Raw genomic sequence first — 24,796 nt, forward strand, 5'->3', positions numbered from 1 at the left:
TTATAACCGGCTCTTTTCGTATTTATTTTACGGTCGCCATATGAGCGATTAATTCGATTACTTTGTTTGAATACCCCCATTCGTTGTCATACCAAGAGACCAGTTTTACGAAGTTGGGATTCAATGCGATACCTGCTTTTGCGTCGAATATGGAAGTACGGGCGTCACCTAAGAAATCGGATGAAACAACATCTTCTTCCGTGTATCCTAAGATTCCTTTTAATTCGTTTTCAGAAGCTTCTTTCATGGCAGCCTTAATTTCATCGTAAGTTGCCGGTTTCTCCAAACGACAAGTTAAATCAACCACGGAAACATCAAGCGTCGGAACCCGAAATGACATACCTGTCAACTTGCCGTTTAATTCGGGAATTACTTTGCCCACGGCTTTAGCTGCTCCTGTAGAGGAAGGTATGATATTACCGGCAGCAGCACGTCCGCCTCTCCAATCCTTGACAGAGGGACCGTCAACTGTCTTTTGAGTTGCGGTAGTGGCGTGTACAGTAGTCATCAAACCTTCAACAATGCCGAATTTGTCGTGGATTACTTTTGCTAACGGAGCCAGACAGTTGGTCGTACAAGAAGCGTTGGATACGATAGTTTGCCCGGAGTAAGATTTATGATTTACACCCATAACGAACATGGGAGTATCGTCTTTTGAAGGTGCTGACATTACAACACGTTTTGCTCCGGCCTTTAAATGAGCTTCGGCTTTTTCTTTTGTCAAGAATAATCCGGTAGATTCTACAACATATTCAGCTCCTACCTCGTTCCATTTTAAATTGGCTGGGTCTTTTTCAGCCGTAACGCGAATAGCTTGCCCGTTTACAACTAATTTGCCGTCTTTCACTTCGATCGTTCCATTAAAACGTCCGTGCATGGTATCGTATCTAAGCATATACGCCATGTACTCCACGTCAATAAGGTCATTAATCCCTACGATTTCAATATCGTTTCTACCCATAGCTGCACGGAAAACCAAACGACCAATACGTCCGAATCCGTTAATACCAACTTTAATCTTTGACATTTCTAATTATATTAATCGGTTAATAATGATGTTATTATTCTTATCATTCTCTTATTTTCATACAAAAGTATGGATAAAAAAATGAAAAACAAAGAAGTTTTGGAATTGTTATACGCGAACGTTTTTTTTCTTAAAAAAATTTGCGCAAACGTTTTAAATTACTATCTTTGCCCACGCAATCTAAGAAATGTTTTTTGCTTTTATAAGTGTAGTAAATTTATTGTTAGTGTGTTAAAAAGAGGCTGAGGCCTCTTTTTTAATTTTTTGCCTGTTTTTCTCCTTGAGGTTTGGCTGAGACTTTTATTATTAAAGCTTTTTTGGTGCCGGGAGTAATTTTATAACGATCGTCCAAACGATGTCCCACGACCCAAACGATGTCTTTTCCGGATTGGATGATAAGGCATTCTTTTTTTTGTTTTGCGCTGAACTTTAAATCGGTAAATAAATCACTCAATTTCTTTTTGCTTCTTTTCATTCCTAATGGACAAAACCAGTCTCCTGTAGCCCAATGACGTACGATAAGAGGATAATTGATTTTATCTAAATCGAAACAGGCGATATGGCTTTCTTTGGGTATTTCAAACTCGGGAGTGATCTCCGTTTCATCCAACGTAAAAGTGACGTTATTTAAATAATAAGTACCGTTGTCGGCCATTAGAGTATGTTCGTCTTCTTTTTCAAGGATATTAAATAATCTCCAGTACGTGCGTCCTTTGGTCAATAAGTACTCTTCCGCTTGAAATTGTTTCCCGGGGATGGAATCGTTACTTTCTAATATATCTTTTACCTGAGTGGTATTAAATCCGTAAGGTTTTAATATCTCGTATAATAAAGTATAAGGTGCAGGTGAATCTAACGTCTGTTGGATATGGATTAGTATCTCTCCGTTTTCTTCGGACATGATTTGTCGTTTCAACTGTTTTATACCGTGTAGATAGATTTGTTCGACTTCCCGCATCGCCTGACAATTTTCCTGTACGGTTTTTAAAAAGGAGGGATTGATGTCTTTGCATACTGGAATAATAAGGTGGCGGATTTTGTTTCGTACGTAATCTAACGTGTTGTTCGTTGAGTCAACACGGTACCCTAACTTATTGAGAGTAATATAATCGATGATTTCATTTTTAGAGCGGTTTAATAGAGGACGTAATATCCGTCCGTTTATCGGACGGATTCCGGTGAGTCCTTTAATGCCGGTTCCCCGGCAGAAATTGATAAAAATAGTTTCAGCCAGGTCATCGGCATGATGTCCCACCACGATATAGTCCATGTTTTTTTTCTGACGGACTTCTTCAAACCAATTGTATCGCAATTCTCTGGCAGCCATTTCAATACTTATTCCTTTGCTTTTGGCGTAAGCGAGCGTATCGAATTTTTTGACGCTATGAGGGATTCCGTAAGTGTCACAAAATCGCTTGACGAATTGTTCGTCCATATTGGATTCTCTTCCACGCAAATTAAAGTTGCAGTGTAGTGCCAATATTTTGATATTTAAGTATTTAAATGCATGTAATAAGGCTATTGAATCAGCTCCTCCGCTTACCGCAATGATAAAACCGGCGTTTTTGTCGATGGAATGCTCTTCCAGAAAATGATTAATTGTCTCTATCATGATTTTATCGTTCTAATGATAGACTAAAATAGCGATTTTTATCGAGATTATGAAAATTAGCATATCGAAAGTTCTGTAAAAAGATGATCGGCCTCCGGCTATCTCGTAAAGAGGAGATTACCAGAAATGTACTTCTCCGTTCTTGTAGGTAAAAGGACGTTCTTCCCGTCCCGTCGTATGATTTCTTAACCAGTATAAGGCTCCGGCCGGGACGGATTCGTACTCGATATAATGATCGTCCGCTGTTTTCCGTCCCAGAGAGTGCCAACCGTTACGGTCGTAAAAGAATAGTTCGTACTCGTTGCCGGGGTATATACCATTACCGTCGTTTTGAGAAAGATAACCTACGGAAGAGATTTGTACCGGTTCCCCGAAATCCAGAAGGAGATTCCTGTAAATGTAAGTATAGGTTAACGGATCGTTGTCGCCTAAATATTCTTCCTGGCGGTTTCTATCCTGAGGAATGGTTTTCCAGGATAAATAATTCCCTTTTGCATCACGGAAAACAAGTTCTGCTATATGAGAGTAATGCGTATTGCTTATTTTCCAATACCGGTATTTTAAATTCGTATCCACTTTGAATGTCGTGTAATGCATGTATGGGTTTTCGGTAATTTTGTGGATGATTGTCGAGTCTTTAAACGAAAGGGTATTGGAGGCACTGAAACAGTTCCCTTTTAATAGTTCTCCGTATACGGTTTTGTAACCGATAACGGGAAATTTCCGGGTAATCCTGATGGTTTGACGTCGGGTGGTATCCGGAATCAAAAATTCGGTTTCGCCATTCATTTTTAAAATAAACGGGAAGTTTCCGTTCATCAGCTGATTGCCTGAGAAGTAGACCGGAAAATAAACAATACCTCTTCCTAATTTTGGGAATGTTACTTGATCGCGTGTTATTTTGCCCCACCCCACGATTTTTAGGGTCAAATCGTTAAACATGGCTATATAGGCGTATTTGACACCGCGGGAAGGAGGGAATAAAAGGTTTACCTTTACATCGGAAGTGTTGAGGTATATATCAGTCACATCTTTATTAAAAGGATCTTTGAAAAATTCTGGAATAAAATTTTCCCCTTTCGGATCACGCGGGATTTCGTTGATGGAAAAAGTTCTCCGGTACACCTTCGGGGCTGTTTTCCCTTCGATCTGATAGGAGGAAAGGGTTTTGTATTTTGGATCGACAACGACCATCCAATAATGATATCCGTTCATGTCTGCCCAAGCCGGGACGAAATCGATAGTACAGGGAATGCCTACCTTGCGCGTTGCTATCACGCGTAACCGACTGTCGTTGATACACTCGTATTTTTGGTAAGGAATACCGGCAATCATATCGGAAGAGGCTTGTTCGCTGCTATAAAACTCAATAGATGTTTCTTTTGCCAATTGGAACGCAGAATATCTTTGATCGTCACAATAAGTCGTCTTTTCTGTAATTTTATTTTCGTAAATGGGAATAATCGAATCCTTCCAATTGTCGAGTAACTCGTTATCGATACGGTAGGGTAATAGATATTCACAAAAATCCTCGAATGGTAAAGATTCCAACCAAGGTTTGGTTTCCAGCATCTTAAAAGCTGCGTCTATGTTATGGATCAAATAGTCGGCTTTGATATGTTTGATATCCTCCTCTTCTTGTAGTTGTTCTCTGTACTCTTTATAACGGTAGGGTTGCATTAAGATGATTTTTTTTAGCCAATAGGAATCCGGCAACGTATCGACAATATTTTTAAACTCTCTCAGGTAGGGGCCGTTGTAGGAAAAATGACCGGGCATATTTTCAATGAGGAAAATAGCCGCTTTCCGTTTCAAGCTATCGGCCCGGTCTTGTGAATAATGCTTTAATACTTTTTCTAATTCTTGTCGATTTTTTCCGCTTAATTTTAAGGCATCGTTTAACTTTTCGGAATGTGTACGACAAGAAAAGCATAACGTGGTGCAGAAGATCCACGATAAATAGATAAACTGTTTTATTTTTATCATAGCAGCTATTCGTTTTATTTTGGCAAAAGTAATGAAATTTATCTCGGTTGTAACGTGTTCTATTTTTCATTTGATATCGATCAATAATAGATAAATCTCTTCTTTTATGACTTTTGTAATTCATAAAATATGTGAAATATGCACGAGTCTCTTGTATTATTGAAATAAAAAAAGATAAAAGGTGGATGAGAGAAATAGTCATGAAATTTTTAATAGGCCGATAAATTGTTTTTTTGTTTGAAGCTCTTTGAGGGGGATAAAATGATTTTTACTTAGTGTTATTAAGTATTGCGATTTTTTTTATTGATGGATATGGTTTATCTTTGTATCCGTTTTGAGTGGAAATCAGTCGTAGATATAATTTAAACATAATAATAGAACAAGTTAAAGCATATGGCAGACGATAAAAAAATTATTTTTTCAATGATGAGGGTAAGTAAAACTATCCCTCCGCAACGAAAGATAATAAAAGATATATCCCTTTCTTTCTTTTATGGTGCGAAGATTGGAGTAATTGGATTGAATGGGTCGGGTAAATCCACTTTATTAAAAATTATCGCCGGCTTGGATTCCAATTATGAGGGGAAAGTTGTCTGGTCCAAAGAACATTCGATAGGTTATCTTCCCCAGGAGCCTTTGTTGGATGATACGAAAACAGTGAAAGAGGTCGTTGAGGAAGGAGTTCAGGAAGTGATGGATTTATTGAAAGAGTACGAGGAGGTGAACCTGAAGTTCTGTGAACCGATGAGTGATGAGGAGATGGATAAATTGATGGTCCGTCAGGGAGAATTGACCGAATTGATAGAACATAACGGAGGATGGGAAATCGATCAGAAATTGGAGCGGGCTATGGATGCTCTTCGTTGTCCGGAACCGGATGCTTTGGTTAAGAACTTGTCCGGGGGAGAACGTCGTCGGGTTGCTCTATGCAGATTGCTGTTAAAGGAACCCGATATTTTATTACTGGATGAGCCTACGAACCATTTGGATGCCGAATCGGTCGAATGGCTGGAACAACATTTGCATCAATATCCCGGAACGGTAATATGTGTGACTCACGACCGTTATTTTCTGGATAACGTGGCAGGATGGATTTTAGAGTTGGATCGGGGAGAAGGAATTCCTTGGGAGGGAAATTATTCCTCCTGGTTGGAGCAAAAAGCGAGACGTATGGAGCAGGAAGAGAAACAGGCAAGTAAACGAAGAAAGACGCTGGAAAGAGAATTGGAATGGGTGAGAATGTCTCCGAAAGCCCGTCAGGCAAAAAGTAAGGCTCGTTTAAAGGCTTACGATCGAATGATGGAGGAAGACGTAAAGGAGAAAGAAGAACAATTGGAGATTTTTATACCGAATGGTCCTCGTCTCGGGAATAAGGTTATTGAAGCGGAGCATGTGTCGAAAGGATTTGGCGAGAAATTGCTTTTCGAGGATTTGGAGTTCCAGTTGCCTCCGGCCGGAATTGTCGGGGTGATCGGACCGAATGGAGCGGGAAAAACGACTCTTTTCAGGATGATAATGGGATTGGAAAAGGCTGATGCCGGGACGTTTGAAGTCGGCCCAACGGTGAAGATTGGTTATGTCGATCAACAACATGCTTCCATTGATCCGGAAAAGACCGTGTATCAAATTATTTCGGGAGGGAGTGACCTGATAACCGTGGGAGGGCGTGAAATAAACGCCCGGGCGTATGTTTCTAAATTTAATTTTTCAGGTTCCGACCAGGAAAAAAAGTGTGGAGTCCTGTCCGGGGGAGAGAGAAATCGCCTGCATTTGGCTTTGGCGTTAAAGGAGGAAGCAAACGTTCTATTATTGGATGAGCCTACAAACGATATCGATGTGAATACGTTGCGGGCATTGGAAGAAGGTTTGGAAAATTTTGCCGGTTGTGCGGTTGTGGTTTCCCATGACCGTTGGTTTTTGGATCGTATCGCGACTCATATTCTGGCATTCGAGGGTGATTCTAAGGTGGTGTATTTTGAAGGGAGTTACTCCGAATACGAGGAAAATAAAAAGAAACGTTTGGGGGATGTTACTCCTAAACGTATACGTTATAAAAAATTAATCGGCTAAGGTTAGAAAGCGTGCCTAAGAAAAAAGAAAATAATATCGTGAATACTGGTTTTGTTCCCGGTATATATAATTATTGCGATCGTTGGTGTGAACGCTGTAAATTTCAATCCCGTTGCATGAGCTTCACGATGGGGAAAAAATTGAAAGAAAGAGCAAAGGTCGATTTCGATGAGGAGTTGCCGGATGATGATGATGTAGCTCTTTCTCGTTTGAAAAGTATCTTCGATTCAACCTATGAGGTATTACGGGAGTTGGCTGAGGAGAAGGGAATCGCGATTGAAGACATATATCGGGCAGAAAATATCGATAAGGGTTTCTGGGGCGAAGATTATGAGGATTTGGACGATGATGACGAAGAGCTGGCCAGAAAAGTGGAGAGGGAAGATATGATCTGCTGTAACCGGATATATGAGACTTTGGCTGATAAGTGTCAGGAGAGTATATATCAGAAATTGGATGAAGAGGAGGAGAAAGGTAATGGAATAAAGACGAAGGAGGTCGATGAAGCATTGGTGGAAATCAGCTGGTATCTGGATCTGATTCACGCGAAAATGAAACGGGCTTTGTACGGCTTTCATATTTACGCGGATAAAATCAATGCCAAACAGGAAGAAAATGATTATAACGGCTCGGCGAAGGTAGCCTTGTTGGCTATTGAAATTTCTTATCAAGCCTGGTCCGTGTTGAAAAACAAGGTGGTTTATTTTCAACAGGATATAGAACGTATTTTGGTCGTTTTGGAGCAAATGCTGCGGGACCTGGAACATCGCTTTCCGGATGCCCGAAATTTTTGTCGTCCGGGTTTCGATCAATAAAATAAGGCTACTTTTAAAAGCAGCCTTATTTTATTGAGGAGGGTTATTTCTTTTTGAACAGCTTGTCAAGTCCTTTCAGTATATTCTTTTTAACTTCTTTGCCCGCTTCTTTCTCTACGGCTTTTATCGCTTTTGTTAAATCTGGTTTCACGATAGGTTTATCAAGGGTTCCTTCAATCTTTACGTCAACATCCAACGCTTTAATATTGCTTGCTCCCGGGAGTGCGGAGAGTACGTTGTTGATATCTTTTCCGAAATATTTCCGGTCGATGTTCATGGAGAGGGTATAGTCCATCTCCCCGTTTACAGTTTGGGAACCGTAGATTGTCGTCGGGTTTCCTGCTAAATGGGTGGTAAAGGGTTCTATGATAATATTTCCGTGATCCAGTTTAAAGTCTATTTTTAACTTGCTGATACTGATTCGGCTTAATTCGTCATTTTTTAATAAAGTGGCTAATTTCGCCATAGCCGGGTTGTCTTTTATTAAGAATCCGGCCGTGGAAAGACTTCCTCCTCCGTTTACCGTGTTCATGATCGGACTCATCTCCTGATCCAAATTAGCGGAAAATTTCATTACGGTAGAGATTTTTCCGGAACAATTCATCGCCATGGGAATACTTTGTTTGATAAAGCTAAACGCATGGTAGGCGGCATCGATATCGAAATCGTCTATCCGGAGATTGAAGTCCACGAATGGTTTAGCCGGATGGGTCGTGTTATAGGATCCGTTCATGAGTATTTTTCCCTCCAGCATATCCATGCTGAGATTTTTAAGGGTAGCCACGCCTCCTGCTGTTTGTACATTCCCGTTAATGTTCTTGACGGTCAGTTGATCGAACAATAAGGTTTTAACGTTGGTATTTAAACCCAGTTGGATATTTTTGGGAACTTCAAATACTCCGTTAGGCGATGAAGAAGCGTTATCCTTTTGTATTTGTGTGGTATCCGTGGCTATATTTGCCATCAATTCATTCAGGTTCAATAATTTTGAATTTAAATTAAAATTCCCTTTTAATGTTTGGTTCTTAAATATATAGGGCAGATAGTCGGCCACGTATCCCTCCAAGGTGAGATCGGATGAATTGATTTGAATCGATAGATTCTTCAAATTCAAACGAGCCGGGGTTACGGTTAAATCTCCGGAGGGGATGACGATGCCTTTGGGAAAATCACTGTTTTTGAACAGAACATCTTTCAATGAAATTTTTCCGGTAGCGGAAAATTTTTCGTATTGTTCTTTTTCGATGTATTGGTATTTTCCGTTGAACGCCATATCTACGGAAAGTATTCCGTTGAGGGTGATGTCTTGCAAGGGAAGAGCTTTTTTAAGACTTTCGAAATTGATGACGCCTTTGGCTTCTCCTTTTAGTGTGGGATCTTCCGGGTTGGAAACCAATAAGCTCATGTCGAACGGATTATCTGCCACGGAAAAGGATAGGGTACGTAAATCTGCAACCGTTAGGGAGGGAGTTCCTCCCGGATTAGTAATACTTAACTTAAGATTGATCTTTTCGATGGATTCAGGAAGCTCCGGATATTTTAAACTGGCATCCAATATATTGAATTGGATATCGAATTGCGGGAGATGATTTTCGTAATATTCTCCTTTCGCCGTGGCATTAAGCTGAAAACCTCCGGAAGTTTTTACTCCTTCAATCTCTTTTTGGAATTCTTTCGGAACCATAGCCAAAAGACTTTCGAATTGGGTATCGGGAGCGTTTAGCTTCAGATCCATATCGTATTTTTCTTTTCCTATACCAACATTGCCTGTCAAATCTAATTTCAGGTCGTTCAACGACATGTCGTTTTTCTTAATATGGAACAGCATCTCCTTCAGATTGGCTTCGATATCGGCTTGCCAGTTGAAATTCGTGTTGTTGACCCATACGCTGTTGCCTTGACGGAAACAGATATTTTCCAAATGGAGTAAAATTTGTAGAAGCGTATTTGTTTCGGAAAGATTTCCTTGCAATTCCAGGTTGATTTTATCGATGCTGAAATAGGTGGAAGATTGAAAATCTTTGTAATCTAAATAAAGGTCCCGGATCTCGATGTGATTGAATCTGACCGATTTTCCGGAGGCGTCTGTTTTTGTCTGAATACTATCTTGTGGAGTGGCGGTTCCCGTACTGTCCGATGCGATCATAATGTCCCAGTTCTCCCGACCGGAGGCCGTTACTTGCGGCATCAAACGGCAATCTTTTAATAAAATACGGTTGATGATGATCTCGTTTCCCGAAATAAGAGATTTTAGATTAACGGATGCTTCAAATTCAGGAATACGAATTAAGGTGTCTTTTACCGTTTCCCGGTTCTCGGATAACATGACATCCGTTAATGTAACGCTTAAATCCGGAAAATTTTTGAACATGCTTAAGTTTACGTCTCCGATTTTTAAGTCGGCCTTCATATACTTTGAGGACTGTTCTTCTATAAGCCGGAGAATGTCGCTTTTAAAGAATACCGGAATCGTTATCAGTGCGATAATGAACAGTATAAAAATACCGAGGATAATAATGAATACTTTCTTCATATTTAGTTGTTTTATGTTTCTAATCAATAATGAGTCCCTACAAAGTTATGTAAATTATTTGAAGTAAGGTTTTATCTTTTTGAGTTTGTGGGGTGCCAATATTTTTTTCTGCTCCAACAGGGAGTAGGTGATTGTTCCCCACTCTTTCTTCGCTTTAAAGATCAGTTGCACTTCCCCGTATTCCAAATAAGGATGGCTCAATATGCTTTTAAAGCTCATGGTATCCATCTCTTTTTTTGTAATGTGTTTGGGATCGGCATAAAAGTGATCCAGCAAAGAGTCTACGGAGAGGTATTTGAAGGAGATTTCTTTCAATTGTAGGGGAGTATGAAAACCACCGAGGCGTTTTCTGTATTTTAGTATCTTGGAAGCGTAGTAGGGACCGATGCCTTTTATCTTGGTTAAAGAAACACTGTCGACCGAGTTCAATTCAAACCGTTTTACCGGAGAGGCCGGATGAGTCGAGAGCTGTACCATGGAATCGGGAATCTCGGCTTGCGTGAGCAGGAAAAAAGGGGTGTCGTCTTCCTCGATTAGAAGAGGAAATACGAAGAAGCCTGTTAGCAGAAAAGATAGTACGATAATTCCTTTTTTCTCTGACGATCTAAGCGGCATATTTATTGTGATTTTATAAATGGTTATAAGTTATGATATTTTTTTGAAATATCAAAGAGAAGGGCTATGCACTATGGAGATTTTGTTTATCAACTATTTAATGTTTTTCCAAGAAAGAAGTGTAAAAAAGTCCGGAAAATAAACGAAAATAAATTTGTGTGGGATGCAAAAATATATACCTTTGCACCGCAATTGTAAAAAAACAATTGACGATTCAGTAGCTCAGCCGGTAGAGCACAACACTTTTAATGTTGGGGTCCTGGGTTCGAATCCCAGCTGGATCACAATGCTTTAGAGACCAAATCGATCATAGACGATTTGGTTTTTTTGATGGCTGATTTTAATTTAATTATCGATACTTGTTATGTTATAATTCGATTTTACGATTTTTTTTCTCTCTCTTATCTGATATGGATTTTGTAAATTCTTTGATTTTTCTGTTTTTATGCCTACTTCTCGCGTGTACATCTCGTTACTCGTCATCTAACAATTCGATTCCAAACCCTTTGATTTTTTTTCCGTTTCTTACGATATAAATTTTATATACTGGTTTTTGTTGGCCGGGATAATTACCGGAATAACCGATTTCTCTAAAGTGGGTAATATCTCCGGACCATAAGTATCGTAAGTTTTGTAAATCTCTCGATTTTCTTTCAAGCGGGTTATAGAAAAGAGATCTTTTATCCGGCATGGGTTTGGGGGAATAATCCCATAACGAGATATAAAACAAGGGTTTTGCAGGTAATATGTATTTGAAATCAACGTTGGATAACCCATCCCTCTTTGCATTCGGTTCTTTAAGAGGTAGTTTTTTGAAATAGATCGAATCGTTTCTGGTCAAAATCTTTTTTTTCGGATCTGGTTGGAGTGGATTGCTTAAGGTAAATGCGTTATCGAGATTTGGTTTTTTTAGGGTATCTGAAAATAATCTGCCAAATGGTCTTTTTTCAAACAAAAAATCATATTCCGAAAATTCTGTTATCCTCTGTGCCGATAAGGAACCCCAGAATAATAGCTGAACCGCAAGCAAGGCGATAAGGCGTTTCATAAGCTGTAATTTTTAATCGTTCTACACAAATATAGGGATATTTTTTACATATGCAATTATATTTGTCATATAACAGGCTGAATAATAATTATGTATAGAATGGTTTATTTATGTCTGAAAAATCTACGGTTGGTAGTAAGCAGGGGTGTTATCATGAGAACAGTGAATTGATCATACACCCTATTTGTCAAATGACAAGAAGTCTTAAACCCGTATTGTTTACAGTTTTTGCTTTTTATCTCTTCTTTCGGTAATACCTTTAATGCTAAAGTATTATATTTATAATGAATGGATATTGGAAGTGTTGGTAAAATAATGATATTGTTTTAATGTCATTAAATATCTATTTTTATTTTATTAATCTAATTTTGATATTGTATATTTGTACCGGATACAGGGTATTATATGATTAAATTTATTGACCATAAAGAGGTTTTTGAACAGTTGTTCCGGGAGAATTATGTCCGTTTGTATTATCATGCCCTTAGCTTTTTGAATGATGAGGAGACGGCGAAAGATACGGTCAATGACGTGTTTGAAAAGGTTTGGAGGAATTTTGAAAAGATCGAACGATCCCAATCTCTTCTACCGTTATTGTATACTTTGGTACGTAATCATTGCGTGAGTCAGCTTCGGCGTCGGAAGGCAAAGGAGCGTTTTGCCTTCGAATGGTCGTTAAAGAAGGAGACAATTAACGAGGACTGCATGGAATATGAACTTTTAATCGAGCGTTTGTGCGATTCCGTCGGAAATTTACCAGGACAAACGAAGACCGTATTCAGGAAATGTTTTCTCGAGGGAAGAAAATATCGAGAAGCAGCAGATGAATTGGCTATCTCTATCAATACGGTTAAGACGCATATAAGTAAGGCTTTACGTATCCTCCGGGAAGAGTATTCGAATGATGCACTTTGGTTGCTGGTATTTTTTTTACGAAAAACAAATAAAAAAGTATTCCAAGACATCACCCTTTTTGAAACGTAGTGCGTGTTCTTAAAAACAGGAGACGAAAACATGCAAAACGATTTTAATTGCGAGGATATAGAATTCGCATTATATATTTTACATCATCAGAAATTATTAGCTGAGCCGAAGGTTCGAGCTTGGTTGGAGGTGAAGGAGCATCGGGATCTGTTGGAAGGATTACGGCGTTACCGGGAAGCCGGTATGCGTGAAAAGGGAGGGATGGAGGTGGACGAGGAGTATCAATGGTTTTTGTTGGACGAGAGAATAACTTTACGGGCGAGTAAAATACGGATCCGTCGTAGGATGATGAAGTTCGTGGCTTCGGTTTTAGTGTTGATTTCCGTGACGATGGCTGTTTACTATCAACAGAGAGAAAGACAATTTATCCAACCGATGGAGTTAACCCGGAATACGGAGAAGAATACGGTAACGTTGATCACCGAAGGCGGAAAAAAGTACTTTTTGGCTTCCGGTACGGGTGCTGAAGATTCTTTAAACATACGAGGGGTGGTTATCGATTCGGTGGGAGGAATGAAATACATGAGAGTATTGCGGGATGATTGTCGGCCGGAAGAGTTTCACACGATAAAAGTACCTCGCGGGGGCGAGTATATTCTGATTTTGGATGACGGGACCCGGGTATGGATCAATTCCGATTCCGAATTGAGATATCCTTTGGCGTTTAGCGGGGCGAAGCGGGAGGTTTTTTTGAAAGGAGAGGCTTATTTCGACGTGAAACGGGAGGAGGATCGTCCTTTTGTCGTGGCGACAACCCGAACCGAGGTCAACGTATTAGGTACGGAATTTAACGTGCAGTCATACGAGAACGGGGTGGAGAATATCACACTTATAAAGGGAGTTGTCTCCGTGAAGGAAGAGGGAACGGGTGCGGATCATGAGGTCGTGTTGAAACCGGGAGAGAATGTCTCGTTGCGTGACGGTTTATTACACGTAGAGGAGGTTGATGTGTTAGAGTATACCTCTTGGAAAGAGGGATTTTTCTATTATAATAACGTACGTTTAGAAGACATACTCGACGAGTTGGGCAGGTGGTTCGATTTTACCGTGTTTTACCGGAATCCGGAAGCCAAGGATTTTCGCTTTAAGTTTTGGGCTAACCGGAAGGATACGGTGGAACAGGTGATCGGACGTTTGAACGAGACGGGTAAATTGCGGATTGAGGTAACGGGAAAAACGGTAATCGTTTTTATATAAAAGATAAAGTGAACGAGGACCAAATAAGAAAGGGATAGTTGAGACCTATCCCCTTAACATGAATTTGGTTCATCGGACGGATGAACATGTTTAATTCTTAACTACAAATCTATGGAAAAAAAATCGATTTCACCTCATTTTGAGGAGCGAAAAACGAAGAATCGGGTGCAAAACATCACGTGTATTCGCTTGATTTTGTTTTTAAGCTTCTTTTGTATGGCCTCGGTTGTTTTCGGTCAGCAAAAGAAACTGAGTTTCAAATGGGAAAATGTGCCTTTGTCGGATGTATTCAATGCCTTGGAAAAAGCGGATGTCTACAAATTCGTGTTTAATTACGAAGATACGAAACCGTATAAGGTAACATTCGACGTGAAAGAAAAAACGGTATTCCAGATTTTGGATACGGTTTTTCGGGATAAGCCTTTTTCCTATAAACAGGAGGGTATCTATATCATGATCCGACGTAAGGAAGCGGATGTAAAACGGTTTGTCGTGAAAGGGAAAGTGACGGATGAAAAGGGTGTGCCTTTGCCGGGGGTTACCGTGTTGCTGGAAGGAACGAATATCGGAACGGCTACCGATTCGGAGGGTAAATTCGAGATGTCAGTAACCCGGGAAAAGGGGAGCTTGCTACTCTCGTTTGTCGGGTATAAATCGCAAAAAGTGGCTTATGAAGCGGATAAGGCTGTGTCGGTAAAGATGGAGGAAGAAGTGACGGATCTGGACGAGGTGGTGATTCGGGCTTACGGTACGCAGAATAAAAAAGAGATGGTCAGTTCGATTACTTCGATAAAGGCCGATGAGATGAAAGAGCTTCCTTCGCACAGTATTTTGAGTATGTTACAGGGGCGTTTGGCCGGCGTGGATATCGTGAACCAGTCGGGAGCTCCGGGTTCCGGGGGGAACCGGGTTGCCGTTCGGGGATATAACTCCTTGATGCAGGAGGGGGCGACCGACGGACAGCCTTTGTACGTGGTCGACGGGGTTCCCATGTTTTCCTTTACCTCTCCGGTAACGGGGACGAATACGTTATCGGATTTGGATCCTTCCATGATTGCTTCCGTGGAGATATTGAAAGATGCCGCTGCTGCCGCAATCTACGGGTCCCGGGCGGGAAACGGGGTAGTCTTGATTACGACTAAAAAAGGACAGGCTGGGAAAACCAAATTTTCCGTGAATTTTTCCTATACGGCTTCTTTTTTACCTGTTACACCCGAGCAGACGGGAGGGCGTTTGGAGAGAATGACCAAGATATACCATATGCGGAATAGCCTGAAAACGGGATATGATTATATGAACGGGCTCTATTTTTACCCGACTTCTTATGAAGATGCATTCAATAGGGGTGACGGAGGATATGACGGATGGTGGGGAAACGGGTTTCCCGATTCAGCGGGAGAAAATAAAGTTCTCCAGGATAGTCTGAATCCCTTCTATAACAACCAGACAAACTGGTATAAATATAGTTTCCGGACGGGTAAGGTGATCAATGCCAATATTCAGGCATCCGGGGGAACCGATAAGATACAATATATGATCGGGGCCGGGTATTACGACGAAAAAGGTATTATGTTGAGCAGTAATTACTCTCGAGCAAACTTAATGGTGAACCTCTCGGCCAGACCTGCTCCTATTTTAACGGCAACGACCCAACTTTATTTGGGGTATATGGATAAAAGCCGAAATCTGAATAACAAGGGAGGAAATCGCGGAATCGAGGGAATGACGGTCGATCCAGCTTCGCAATCCACGCTATTTCCCGGGCATGGAAAAATAGAAGATAAGTTTTTGGAAAAGATCAACCAGACGGTGACCCGGAATGACAATTACCGTTTAATCGCCAGTTTGGGCTTGGAGTTTCAATTGGCTAAAGGATTGACTCTTTCTGGAATGGGGGCGGTCGATTACGCTCAGTTCAACGTGAACGAATTTATTCCGAGTAACTTGGATGCGACTCAGGGTCAAAATCTTTCCATGGGGCAGATATCCAGGGATATTTCGCTGATGAATGAAAATTTGTTGAAATACAGGATAGAGGGTAATATACACACCTTAGAGGCTTTATTGGGGATGAGTATCTCTAAAGAACAGGGATTCGAGAATTGGGGATCCGGTAACGGAGGTGCAAGCGATAATGTGTATTATTATCAGGGACCGGGAGGTATTTATTATACGGAATCGGATAAATTAACTCCAAGACCCCGAACGGATTACCGATCGAACTTTAACGAAAAGGTCATGTTGAGTTTTTTCGGTCGCTTGAGTTATAATTTCAAAAAACGTTATATCGTGGAATTTGCTTATCGCCGAGACGGTTCTTCTACTTTCGGAAGAAATGTACGTTGGGCCAATTTTCCCTCGGTTGCGGTGGGATGGAATTTTGCGGACGAAGCCTTTCTGGAAAATGTGGCGTGGTTAAACAGCGGGAAGTTGCGTTTAAGCTGGGGAAAGTCCGGTCAGGTATTTCTTGATCCGTACATGGCTTACGGGTTGATGTCCAAAAACGGTATATTTCACGGGAATCCGGGGATGACCAGCTATAATGCCGTTGCACCCGATTTAACCTGGGAAAAGACCAAACAGTATAACGTCGGTTTGGATCTGGAATTATTCGATTATCGTTTGAATGTGAAATTTGATTACTATAATAAACTGACCTACTCTTTGATTACGGACGTACCAACTTTCGGGGATGTGCAGGTGATGGATTCTTACAAGAAAAACGCAGGAGAGATCTCAAACGAGGGAATCGAATTGGAATTAAAAGCCGATATACTCAGGAATACGAGGATAAAATGGAGAAGCCGGCTGAATATATCCCGGAACTGGAACAAATTGGAAAAAACCTTTGACGGTAAGGATATGATGGGTAACGTGCTGAAACGGGGTTTGTTCGGTATATACGTGTTTAACGATCAGGGGTATTACCAAAACGAGAAAGAGGTTCCCGTTTATTACAATAACGAGGGTTTCCCGATTTATATCAATAAGGTATACGGGGAGACGAGTGGAGTCGTAGGGGAGGTGAAAATAGAGGACGTGGACGGCAACGGGGAGATCGGTAACGGAGATTTGTATTACATCGGTAGTGCTTTGCCGTTGGCTTACGGGGGATGGGCAAACGAGATTACCTGGAATAATTTTGACTTGAATATCCTTTTCAATTATTCTTTAGGACGGAGAATGATAAATGCCGCACGATACGGTACTCCGATGAACATCGACGGGCCTATGTTCAGGGATTTGAGAAAGACGACTTTCTGGGAAAAAGAGGGGGATCTGACGGATTTGCCGCGCGTGGGGGCTTCCTTCGTTTTTCCGGAATTGCGTTCGAACGTGGAAAGGGTCAATATGCTCCGGTTGAAACAATTGACATTGGGATATAACCTGCCGGAAAAATTCAATAGGAAATTTTATTTCAGCGGCATCCGTTTGTTTATCACGGGAGAGAATATCTGGACTTGGACCAATTATTCCGGTACGGATCCCGAAGTGGTGGATATGGATAGTGGTATTGATTGGGGCAAAGCATACCCTTTGCCTGAAAAATGGACTTTTGGTATAACCCTTAATTTTTAATAGCGATGAAAAGGTTTTATATATATATGATCATGGGACTCCTGTCTGTTGCGTGTACCGATTTTTTGGACGTGAGACCGGAGAATTCAACGACGTTCAATAACTATTTTCGTTCGGGAAAAGATGCGGAAGCACTGCTCAACTCCATGATGTCGAATCTGCGTTTCGCGGAGAATCAGGATCAGGTGCACGCGTGGGCCGGGATGAAGGTGGATAACGTGGCTCAGGATTACCGGGGGAACAGCATAAGGCGTGCCCGGCAATTGGCTCCGCGAACCTATTTTCAGGCGAGTTGGCAATTGTATTATGCCGCCATCCATGATGCCGATCTGCTTTTGGATAACGCTTACCGTTTCCCGATGTCGAAAGAGATCGTGGATATCTATCGTTTACAGGCTTATTTCGTGAAAGGGGTCTGTTATTTTTGGCTCGGACGGGCCTGGGGTGAAGCTCCGATCGTTCCCAACAGCGAGTCCGTTACGGAGAAATTAGGAAAAAGCAGTGTAAAGCAGGTCTTGGAAGAGGCGACGAAATGGGCTTTGTTGGCTATCGATTTACCGAATTACGAAGATTTAAAGGATTATGCCGGAAAGTCCAGAACGATCAAACAATACGCGAGTAAAGGTGCTGCTGCGGCCCTGTTGGCTAATATCTATGCCTGGCGGGCCAATTTGGAAAATAAAAAAGAGTATTGGGAGGAAGCGGAGAAATACTGTACGATGATTATCGAGAACAAGGCCGGTGCCTATGGTTTGGTCGCTGATCCGGAAGAGGTATGTACCCGGGTATTAAAAGGGGGAAGCGAGGAGAGTATTTGGGAAATTTACAGAACGTGGATAACGCCGGGAGAGTTTACCGAACGTGCTTTTGTCAGCGAGGAGTTTATCGGCTGGCCGGTCAGAACGGATATGGACGTGAGCTTTGCTTATCCGGATGTATTGGAGTTTACGAAGGAGACGGTCAATGAGCTTTATCCGTTTGAGGACCTGCGAAGAAAAAGTTATTTCTATGGTATTGATTCGACCGAATTCCATGTGAAGGTTATGCAATACGATTGGCTGACGGGACAAATGGTGGAGGTGATAAAGGTTTACGATTACACGGAAATGGAAAAAGCTTTTGCTAATGTATTCCGTTTTCCATTTTATAATATTAAGGATAATGAAAGTTCGAAACGGTATTTGGGAATGGAGATGAATAAGGTGGTTTGGCGCTTGCCGGATATCATGTTGTTAAGAGCAGAATGTCGTTTCCGTGCCGGATTGCCCGATCCCATGGAGGACGTGGTCGCCGTACGTCAACGTGCGGGATTATCGGGACCCGACCTGACGGATGACTTTGGCGGAGACGTTCAGTTAGCAATATTCAGGGAGCGGGAAAGGGAGCTGTTGTTCGAGGACACCCGCTATTATGATGCCGTGCGAAACGGGTTAGAGTATGTACGGCGGGAATTGCCGGAGGCTTTCGGACGTTTGACCGACGCTGATATCCGAAACGGGGCCTTGTATTATCCCGTGAACGCTGGGGCGATGGAAAACAACGATTTGGTTTTACAAAATGTTTACTGGAACACAAAAGTACAATAAGATGATGAAACATATATTTATAGTGGCCCTTGTAGGTTTTGTTGTAGCTACGGGAGCCTGTACGAAGGATAATTTTGTCAAAACGGGGCTGCATAACGGCCGTTTTGAAGGTAGTTTACTGGAGTATTTAAAAGCTTCAGGGCACTCTTACGATTGGGATTCGACAGCCAGATTAGTAGAACAGGCCGGACCGGATATGATCCGTTTGTTCGAGGGGAAGGATCCTGAGCACCCTGAAATTACTTTTTTGGGACCGACAAACCATTCCATTCGTAGGTATATGCTGTTTGAAGGTTACGAACGAATTTCGGATATAGAACCTGAAGTGTGTGAGATGCTATTGCTTAATTGCATCATCGATGGGAAGATTTACCGGGATGATGTTCCGAGAGGAAAGTACGATGAGGATGAAGCTGAGCCGGGTGATGGCGGGGATTGGTATGTCACTTTGGGAGGAAATTCGATCTGGTTGTATACGCATCAGGAAACCTTGCAGGGAATTCCCGATGTAGGTGCGGTTTCTCTGAATGTATATTCCCAAAATGCATTTCGCGATTTTTCGATTGCTTCTTCGAATATCGAACCGGATAATTGCGTGGTGCACTCTTTAACCTACCAATTTACATTGGGTGATTTATAAAATATAAAAAACAGAATGTTATGAAATGGATCATGTTTATATTACCGATTGTCTGCCTCTGTCTTGTCGCTTGCGAAGAAAAGGAGGGGTATTTGAGGACGGAAAATGCCGTTTATGAACCCGACACGATGGTTGTTCGTCTTGTTCCGGATCCGGAACTGGATGCCGTGCGGATAGAGTATAAATCTCCTTGGCAATCACTGGCGATGCAAGGGTACGAGGGAACGGAACGTATTGATTTTACAGTGGAATCTGTTTCCTCAACAGCCGGAGAGGTGGCTGTTACCTCCTTTATGAAAGAGGTATCTATTTTAGGCGGGGGTATTTTACGTTATCCTTTCGAGGGGAAGTCTCCGGCCGGACGCTATACGGTATCGGTTCGTTTGACAGGCCCGGGATATAGTCAAGTGGTGAAAGATGCTTTTACATTTATCTTAAAATGAAATAGATGAAAAGAGTAAAGTTTATTTATTTATATTGTGTCCTTGGAATAATAGGTATTCCCGGAGCATTCGCGCAATCGGAAGATAAATTGCTGATCATGCTTTCCGGTGAATTGAATGAACATTACCGGGAATTGCAGGGGGAAAAATTTCCCCCCTATTATATGAATTACAGGATTATCGATACTTGGAGTACGACGATTGCGGCCTCGTTCGGGGTATTGAGGGACAATCAGTCCAGGCATACCCGGATCATGATTCCGCATATCCGGATCGGGGATTCTCTTCTGGATAATTTCAGCTATTACCCGATGGGAGCGGAAGTCTCCGAGAGAGGAATTTCATATGCGGTATTGCCTATCGATGACGAGAATAACGAGAAAGCCATCCGTCAGGCGATCTGGATGGAGTCTTCTTCCCGGTACGCGTTTGCCTCGGATATATACGAGCGTTCGAAGGCGCAAAGTAAGGTGAACGTCAAGAACGAGGACAAAGCTCCTTATTTCTCTTTCGCTCCCGTGGAGTCTTATTACGAACCTCCTTTCCCGGCTGACCGGTTGAAGGTCGATACGCACGCCTGGATTGTCCGGTTGAAAAAAATATCCGATTTATTCAACGAGAACATGTATATGACGCGGGGGGATGCGATCTTGACGTATGAGGTCGAGCGCCGTTATTTCGTCGATACGGAAGGTCGGAACGTGGCGGAGAATCTGCCCTATGCCCGGATTATGATTCAGGGGAGTGTTACGGCTTTGGACGGTATGGAACTTCCTTTGTTGCTTTCCTATTTTGCTTACGATCCGGCGGATTTGCCCACGGATGAGCAAATGATTGCGGATACCCGTGAGATGGTAAAAATGTTAGCTGCCTTACGGGAGGCTCCGGTTGCCGAACCTTATACCGGACCGGCTTTGTTATCGGGAGCTGCCAGCGGGGTGTTTTTTCACGAGATATTCGGGCATCGGCTGGAAGGACAACGTATGAAAACGGATGAAGACGGGCAGACATTTAAACAGATGGTGGGGGAGAGTGTATTGGCACCCGATTTTCAGGTGTTCGACGATCCGACCTTAACCCGTTATGCCGGAAAGGCTTTGAACGGTTATTATAAGTTTGATGATCAGGGGATCCGTTCCAAACGGGTTGACGTAGTTGTCGACGGTAAATTACGCGATTTTTTGATGACCCGGGTACCGATAGACGGATTTCCCATGACCAACGGGCATGCTCGTGCCAGTGATGGATTCGATCCGGTATCCCGGCAATCCAATCTCTGTATCGAAACGAAATCCCCGAAGACGAAAGAAGAGCTGCGCCGTATGTTAGTCGAAGAGGTGAAAAAGCAGAAAAAGGAGTACGGTTATTTCTTTAAGGAGGTGACGAGCGGTCTGACTTACACGGGTAAGGGCAGTACCAATTCGTTTAACGTGACCCCCTTGGTAGTCTATCGGATTTACACGGATGGTCGTCCGGATGAATTGGTTCGGGGAGTGATATTGATCGGGACCCCTTTGTCGATGTTTTCGAACATCGTGTGTGCGGGAGACGATCCAGACGTGTTTGTCGGTATTTGTGGGGCAGAGTCCGGAAATGTTCAGGTTACGGCCATATCTCCGACTATTTTGGTTAGCAAAATAGAGACGCAGCGCACGGCTAAGTCCAGTATTCTGCCTCCTATTCTCCCGAGAGTGCATTTACCTCAGAAATAGTTCAATGAAAAAATGGAGTTATGGATAAAAATGGAAAAATAATGAAATATAGAGTACTGTTAACGTTGATTTTGCTCTCGGGTGTCTTGCATGCCCAGACTCCGGAAGAGTTGATTATCTTTACGGCGATGGGTGATGAACAGGTGAGAACGAAAGAGCGTTTAGCTCTTCCGATGATGAGTAAGCCCTTTTATGTTTCTTATGCTGTTTCTCTCTCCCGTCAGTATTCGGTAGAAGCTACTTTGGGTTCCGTGTTGAACTCGGTTCTTTTGCCTCTTCACCTGATGGGAACAGCGCAGGTATTGATCGGCGACTACAATCGAACGAATGATTTACGCCACGTGGGACAATTTTTAAGAGTGGATTTAGGGGGAGAAATCGATTATAATGCGATTCGTTTCGGTTTTTGGTTAGCTTCCGATCAGGCGTACAAGATAGCATTGCAGGAATTTTCAGCCAAGAAAGCTTACCTGGAAGCTAATCCTTACGAGGTTCCTCAGGGGCTTCCCGATCTGTTGCCGACCCCTTCGGTAGAGAAGATGGTTCAGGCAAAACAACCTTATATTTCCGGTATTTCGGAGGTGGAAACGATGGCACGGGAATTATCGGCCGTGTTCGGTCATTACAAGGAGATTATCGGATCGAAAGTGATATTACAGGGCAACGAGATGACTTTTTATAAGTTGACTACGGAGCAGGTAGCGATCAAACAACCGCTGGATTTCGTGGAGTTGTATATGGAGGCAGCCGTTATGACGGCAACTGGGGAATATATACGAGATTCCTATATTTTGCTTGCCCCCTCGTTTACAGCCTTACCTGCGCTCGATGAGCTCAAACAAATCGTGGCTGGTTTTGCCCGGCGTCTGATGGATCTGAAAAACGCAGAGGTGTTTCGAGAGGAGTACAGTGGGCCGATTCTTTTTGAAAACGAAGCCGTACGGCAGATTTTTACAGAGAATCTGTTGGGGAATAACGGTGGTCTATGTACTTACCGGATGCCGTTGGGGGAGAGGGAGGCGACAACCTCTTTCGAAGATAAGATCGGGAAAAAATTGCTCGATTCCCGGTTGAGTGTAGTGAATTACAGTTCTATGACGGAATATATGAGTGTACCCCTATTGGGAAGCTATGTCGTGGATGCCGAGGGAGTGGTTCCTGAAGAAGAGATGCTGCTCGTGGATAAAGGTGTTTTGAAAAAAGAGCTGAACGGGAAGATTCCGACGAATAAAGTGCGTTATTCCACCGGAAGTGCCCGATTTATTCCCGCCCGCGGTGACGTGATCTACGTGACTGCTCCCGGAACGCTCCATGTGAAAGCGAACGACGGGTTAAAACCCGAAGCCATGAAAAAAGCCTTACTTAAAGTGGCAAAGGAAGAGAAAATGGATTACGCTTATATCGTGCGTCGCTTGTCCGGTAACGCTTCCTTGTTGTATCGGGTGGATGTGAAAACAGGAAAAGAGACCCAGGTCCGATTCGGGAAAGTTTCCCCCGTGAACATGGCTAAGTTGAAAAATATCAGGGCGATTTGCTCCTCGGAGAGGGTAAATAATTTTATACTCGATAAAGGAGCCGTCGTATCGATGATCTACCCCGCATCCTTTCTTTTGGATAATGCGGATATAACTGTCATGAATGTCCGGAAAAGAAAGCCTCCGGTTTTAAAAAATCCTTTACTGGAGTAGATCTTGTTTTTTTATTTTCGGTTATCGGATCATGTTTAGCATCCATCCGATAACCGATTTTATAGTATATCGATACGTGTGGAAATTCGGAGATAAGTTGACGGGTTATCGTGCCGGAAATGGTGTTGAGGTTCGAAATGGACCTCAAAAGACATCACTGGAAATTATTTTTACCCATTTTACGGCATCGGTCACGAGTCCTTGCCGGTAGTCTTTATTGATAGCCTTGTCGCTCAGGGTTACCCGGGCATTTATTGAAAAATCGAATATGCCCAAGGATACCCAAGTTCCTTTTTCCTTTTTGCTCAAAGAGATGATAACTTCTTGCTCTTTTTTACCGTCGAAAACGGTATAGGAACGTAATATCTTTAGATTTTCTGGTACACCAATGGTAAAAGAATCTAAGTCACCGAATTCCGTGTAGTAAAAGAATACCTCGTGTTTTCCCTTTTGCGGGAAGGTGACGTTCCACACCACTTTTTGTTTTCCGGAACTCACACTTTTAAAGTATGCACTTTTCACGGGGACGCCATAAAAATGGTTAGTAGGCAACCAAGTATCTTCCATGAAAAATTCATGATATTTTTCCCGTTTTTTTCTTTTCGGAATAAAGAGGTGATAAAACTCTCCGGTTTTACCACCTTGAACCCTGGATCTTCGTTATCCACGATAATTTCATTTGCGTTCTTGTCAGCGGGGAACATCGATGCGTCTAATTTAAAGACCCCGGTGGTCGTGTCCACGTTGGCGTTTCCCATGTCTTTTGTTTTGAAACGTACAGTAGCGGTAATGTTTTGAGCCAAAGGTTTTTGCGGGATGTGTCCATTATATTGCTGTCCCCGGGCCCGTATTTCCCTTCCCTCGTGTGGTAGGATAATCCACCCTTTGTGTTCTCCCGTCTTGATTAGTCCGGGCACCTCACTCCAGTTAAATACCTTGAAGCTATACAAACTATAGGGGGGCTGTTTCTGTGATCTTCATGATCCGTACATCCCGCACATCGAGCAGGGCATCTTTTAAACTCTTGCCCTTTAGGTACTCTGTGGCCAGGTAATCGTCCATCGGGGATGAATTATTGTCTTTGAAATCTCCACGTGACACGTCGGTTAAAATATCGTGAACGATCGGGTATTTCCGAGAGGAAATAAACATTGTTTCTCCGCTGAACATAGGTTTCACGTCATAACTGCTGTTCTGCTTGATAAATTCAATATCCAGGTTTAACCAGAAAATTGCTATATCTCTTTCTGTCATTTCTTTA

19 protein-coding genes and 1 tRNA gene are annotated in these 24,796 nt (G+C 42.3%); 11 read left to right on the forward strand and 9 right to left on the reverse strand.

Annotation, left to right across the window (positions count from 1 at the left end; genetic code table 11):
- Positions 1-22: 22 nt before the first annotated feature.
- The 3 genes from gap to PGR74_RS07665 all read right to left on the reverse strand — a co-directional run bounded on the left by gap (position 23) and on the right by PGR74_RS07665 (position 4,625).
- A complete protein-coding gene (gene gap / locus PGR74_RS07655; RefSeq protein ID WP_041502144.1) occupies positions 23-1,027 on the reverse strand; it encodes a type I glyceraldehyde-3-phosphate dehydrogenase in 1,005 nt (334 codons plus the stop codon).
- Between the two features lie 256 nt (positions 1,028-1,283).
- Positions 1,284-2,639, reverse strand: coding sequence for a tRNA lysidine(34) synthetase TilS (gene tilS / locus PGR74_RS07660; protein ID WP_052634357.1), 1,356 nt, complete (start codon positions 2,637-2,639; stop codon positions 1,284-1,286).
- Between the two features lie 117 nt (positions 2,640-2,756).
- Positions 2,757-4,625 carry a hypothetical protein gene (locus tag PGR74_RS07665; RefSeq protein WP_041505391.1) on the reverse strand — a complete coding sequence of 623 codons (1,869 nt, stop codon included), beginning with the start codon at positions 4,623-4,625 and terminating at the stop codon, positions 2,757-2,759.
- Positions 4,626-5,018: 393 nt separating this feature from the next.
- On the opposite strand from PGR74_RS07665, the gene ettA reads away from it, so the two are divergent.
- Positions 5,019-6,695 carry an energy-dependent translational throttle protein EttA gene (gene ettA / locus PGR74_RS07670; RefSeq protein WP_041502142.1) on the forward strand — a complete coding sequence of 559 codons (1,677 nt, stop codon included), beginning with the start codon at positions 5,019-5,021 and terminating at the stop codon, positions 6,693-6,695.
- 11 nt (positions 6,696-6,706) lie between these two features.
- Positions 6,707-7,510 carry a hypothetical protein gene (locus tag PGR74_RS07675; RefSeq protein WP_041502141.1) on the forward strand — a complete coding sequence of 268 codons (804 nt, stop codon included), beginning with the start codon at positions 6,707-6,709 and terminating at the stop codon, positions 7,508-7,510.
- Positions 7,511-7,553: 43 nt separating this feature from the next.
- Here PGR74_RS07675 and PGR74_RS07680 read toward each other — a convergent pair whose 3' ends face one another.
- Positions 7,554-10,043, reverse strand: a complete 2,490-nt coding sequence (locus PGR74_RS07680; RefSeq protein ID WP_041505392.1) for an AsmA-like C-terminal region-containing protein — start codon at positions 10,041-10,043, stop codon at positions 7,554-7,556.
- 54 nt (positions 10,044-10,097) lie between these two features.
- Complete coding sequence (locus PGR74_RS07685) at positions 10,098-10,658, reverse strand: ComEA family DNA-binding protein (protein ID WP_041502139.1); 561 nt, start codon at positions 10,656-10,658, stop codon at positions 10,098-10,100.
- A 211-nt stretch (positions 10,659-10,869) separates the two neighbouring features.
- Here PGR74_RS07685 and PGR74_RS07690 point away from each other — a divergent pair.
- A tRNA-Lys gene (locus PGR74_RS07690) sits at positions 10,870-10,942 on the forward strand.
- A gap of 188 nt (positions 10,943-11,130) precedes the next feature.
- Here the strand turns inward: PGR74_RS07690 and PGR74_RS07695 are convergent.
- Positions 11,131-11,706, reverse strand: coding sequence for a hypothetical protein (locus PGR74_RS07695; protein ID WP_041502138.1), 576 nt, complete (start codon positions 11,704-11,706; stop codon positions 11,131-11,133).
- A gap of 405 nt (positions 11,707-12,111) precedes the next feature.
- Between PGR74_RS07695 and PGR74_RS07700 the strand changes: the two genes are divergently transcribed.
- From PGR74_RS07700 to PGR74_RS07735, 8 genes are all read left to right on the forward strand, one after another.
- A complete protein-coding gene (locus tag PGR74_RS07700; protein WP_052634355.1) occupies positions 12,112-12,690 on the forward strand; it encodes an RNA polymerase sigma-70 factor in 579 nt (192 codons plus the stop codon).
- A 30-nt stretch (positions 12,691-12,720) separates the two neighbouring features.
- Positions 12,721-13,887 carry a FecR family protein gene (locus tag PGR74_RS07705; RefSeq protein ID WP_052634353.1) on the forward strand — a complete coding sequence of 389 codons (1,167 nt, stop codon included), beginning with the start codon at positions 12,721-12,723 and terminating at the stop codon, positions 13,885-13,887.
- Positions 13,888-13,998: 111 nt separating this feature from the next.
- Positions 13,999-17,466, forward strand: a complete 3,468-nt coding sequence (locus PGR74_RS07710) for a SusC/RagA family TonB-linked outer membrane protein (RefSeq protein ID WP_041502137.1) — start codon at positions 13,999-14,001, stop codon at positions 17,464-17,466.
- 5 nt (positions 17,467-17,471) lie between these two features.
- Positions 17,472-19,052, forward strand: a complete 1,581-nt coding sequence (locus tag PGR74_RS07715; protein ID WP_052634351.1) for a RagB/SusD family nutrient uptake outer membrane protein — start codon at positions 17,472-17,474, stop codon at positions 19,050-19,052.
- A 1-nt stretch (position 19,053) separates the two neighbouring features.
- On the forward strand, positions 19,054-19,692 hold the full coding sequence (locus PGR74_RS07720) for a hypothetical protein (protein WP_041502136.1): 639 nt from the start codon (positions 19,054-19,056) through the stop codon (positions 19,690-19,692).
- A gap of 20 nt (positions 19,693-19,712) precedes the next feature.
- Positions 19,713-20,135, forward strand: a complete 423-nt coding sequence (locus PGR74_RS07725) for a hypothetical protein (protein WP_041502135.1) — start codon at positions 19,713-19,715, stop codon at positions 20,133-20,135.
- 5 nt (positions 20,136-20,140) lie between these two features.
- Entirely contained in the window at positions 20,141-21,847 is a 1,707-nt protein-coding gene (locus tag PGR74_RS07730) for a metallopeptidase TldD-related protein (RefSeq protein ID WP_052634350.1), read from the forward strand.
- Positions 21,848-21,888: 41 nt separating this feature from the next.
- Positions 21,889-23,535, forward strand: coding sequence for a metallopeptidase TldD-related protein (locus tag PGR74_RS07735; protein ID WP_160289124.1), 1,647 nt, complete (start codon positions 21,889-21,891; stop codon positions 23,533-23,535).
- A 144-nt stretch (positions 23,536-23,679) separates the two neighbouring features.
- Here the strand turns inward: PGR74_RS07735 and PGR74_RS07740 are convergent, their stop codons facing one another.
- From PGR74_RS07740 to PGR74_RS07750, 3 genes are read right to left on the reverse strand one after another with little or no spacing between them, the layout of a single operon-like run.
- Positions 23,680-24,102 (reverse strand): golvesin C-terminal-like domain-containing protein, encoded by a 423-nt coding sequence (locus PGR74_RS07740; protein ID WP_146216429.1) that lies wholly within the window; start codon positions 24,100-24,102, stop codon positions 23,680-23,682.
- Entirely contained in the window at positions 24,054-24,452 is a 399-nt protein-coding gene (locus tag PGR74_RS07745) for a hypothetical protein (RefSeq protein ID WP_110688642.1), read from the reverse strand. Before PGR74_RS07745 ends, PGR74_RS07740 begins: the two co-directional genes overlap by 49 nt.
- 34 nt (positions 24,453-24,486) lie before the next feature.
- The gene (locus PGR74_RS07750) at positions 24,487-24,789 is read right to left on the reverse strand and encodes a hypothetical protein (RefSeq protein ID WP_041502131.1); all 303 of its coding nucleotides are present in this window, start codon (positions 24,787-24,789) and stop codon (positions 24,487-24,489) included.
- Positions 24,790-24,796 lie beyond the last annotated feature (7 nt).

Source organism: Sanguibacteroides sp. AM78-02pH3A (genome assembly GCF_027666085.1).
Classification (GTDB): Bacteria; Bacteroidota; Bacteroidia; order Bacteroidales; family Marinifilaceae; genus Gabonibacter; species Gabonibacter massiliensis.

Excerpts from the sequence above, each read along its gene's own strand:
- gap (WP_041502144.1), bottom strand. The coding sequence starts at position 1,027 with ATGTCAAAGATTAAAGTTGGTATTAACGGATTCGGACGTATTGGTCGT.
- tilS (WP_052634357.1), bottom strand. The coding sequence starts at position 2,639 with ATGATAGAGACAATTAATCATTTTCTGGAAGAGCATTCCATCGACAAA.
- PGR74_RS07665 (WP_041505391.1), bottom strand. The coding sequence starts at position 4,625 with ATGATAAAAATAAAACAGTTTATCTATTTATCGTGGATCTTCTGCACC.
- ettA (WP_041502142.1), top strand. The coding sequence starts at position 5,019 with ATGGCAGACGATAAAAAAATTATTTTTTCAATGATGAGGGTAAGTAAA.
- PGR74_RS07680 (WP_041505392.1), bottom strand. The coding sequence starts at position 10,043 with ATGAAGAAAGTATTCATTATTATCCTCGGTATTTTTATACTGTTCATT.
- PGR74_RS07685 (WP_041502139.1), bottom strand. The coding sequence starts at position 10,658 with ATGCCGCTTAGATCGTCAGAGAAAAAAGGAATTATCGTACTATCTTTT.
- PGR74_RS07695 (WP_041502138.1), bottom strand. The coding sequence starts at position 11,706 with ATGAAACGCCTTATCGCCTTGCTTGCGGTTCAGCTATTATTCTGGGGT.
- PGR74_RS07700 (WP_052634355.1), top strand. The coding sequence starts at position 12,112 with ATGATTAAATTTATTGACCATAAAGAGGTTTTTGAACAGTTGTTCCGG.
- PGR74_RS07705 (WP_052634353.1), top strand. The coding sequence starts at position 12,721 with ATGCAAAACGATTTTAATTGCGAGGATATAGAATTCGCATTATATATT.
- PGR74_RS07710 (WP_041502137.1), top strand. The coding sequence starts at position 13,999 with ATGGAAAAAAAATCGATTTCACCTCATTTTGAGGAGCGAAAAACGAAG.
- PGR74_RS07715 (WP_052634351.1), top strand. The coding sequence starts at position 17,472 with ATGAAAAGGTTTTATATATATATGATCATGGGACTCCTGTCTGTTGCG.
- PGR74_RS07720 (WP_041502136.1), top strand. The coding sequence starts at position 19,054 with ATGATGAAACATATATTTATAGTGGCCCTTGTAGGTTTTGTTGTAGCT.
- PGR74_RS07725 (WP_041502135.1), top strand. The coding sequence starts at position 19,713 with ATGAAATGGATCATGTTTATATTACCGATTGTCTGCCTCTGTCTTGTC.
- PGR74_RS07730 (WP_052634350.1), top strand. The coding sequence starts at position 20,141 with ATGAAAAGAGTAAAGTTTATTTATTTATATTGTGTCCTTGGAATAATA.
- PGR74_RS07735 (WP_160289124.1), top strand. The coding sequence starts at position 21,889 with ATGAAATATAGAGTACTGTTAACGTTGATTTTGCTCTCGGGTGTCTTG.
- PGR74_RS07740 (WP_146216429.1), bottom strand. The coding sequence starts at position 24,102 with ATGGAAGATACTTGGTTGCCTACTAACCATTTTTATGGCGTCCCCGTG.
- PGR74_RS07750 (WP_041502131.1), bottom strand. The coding sequence starts at position 24,789 with ATGACAGAAAGAGATATAGCAATTTTCTGGTTAAACCTGGATATTGAA.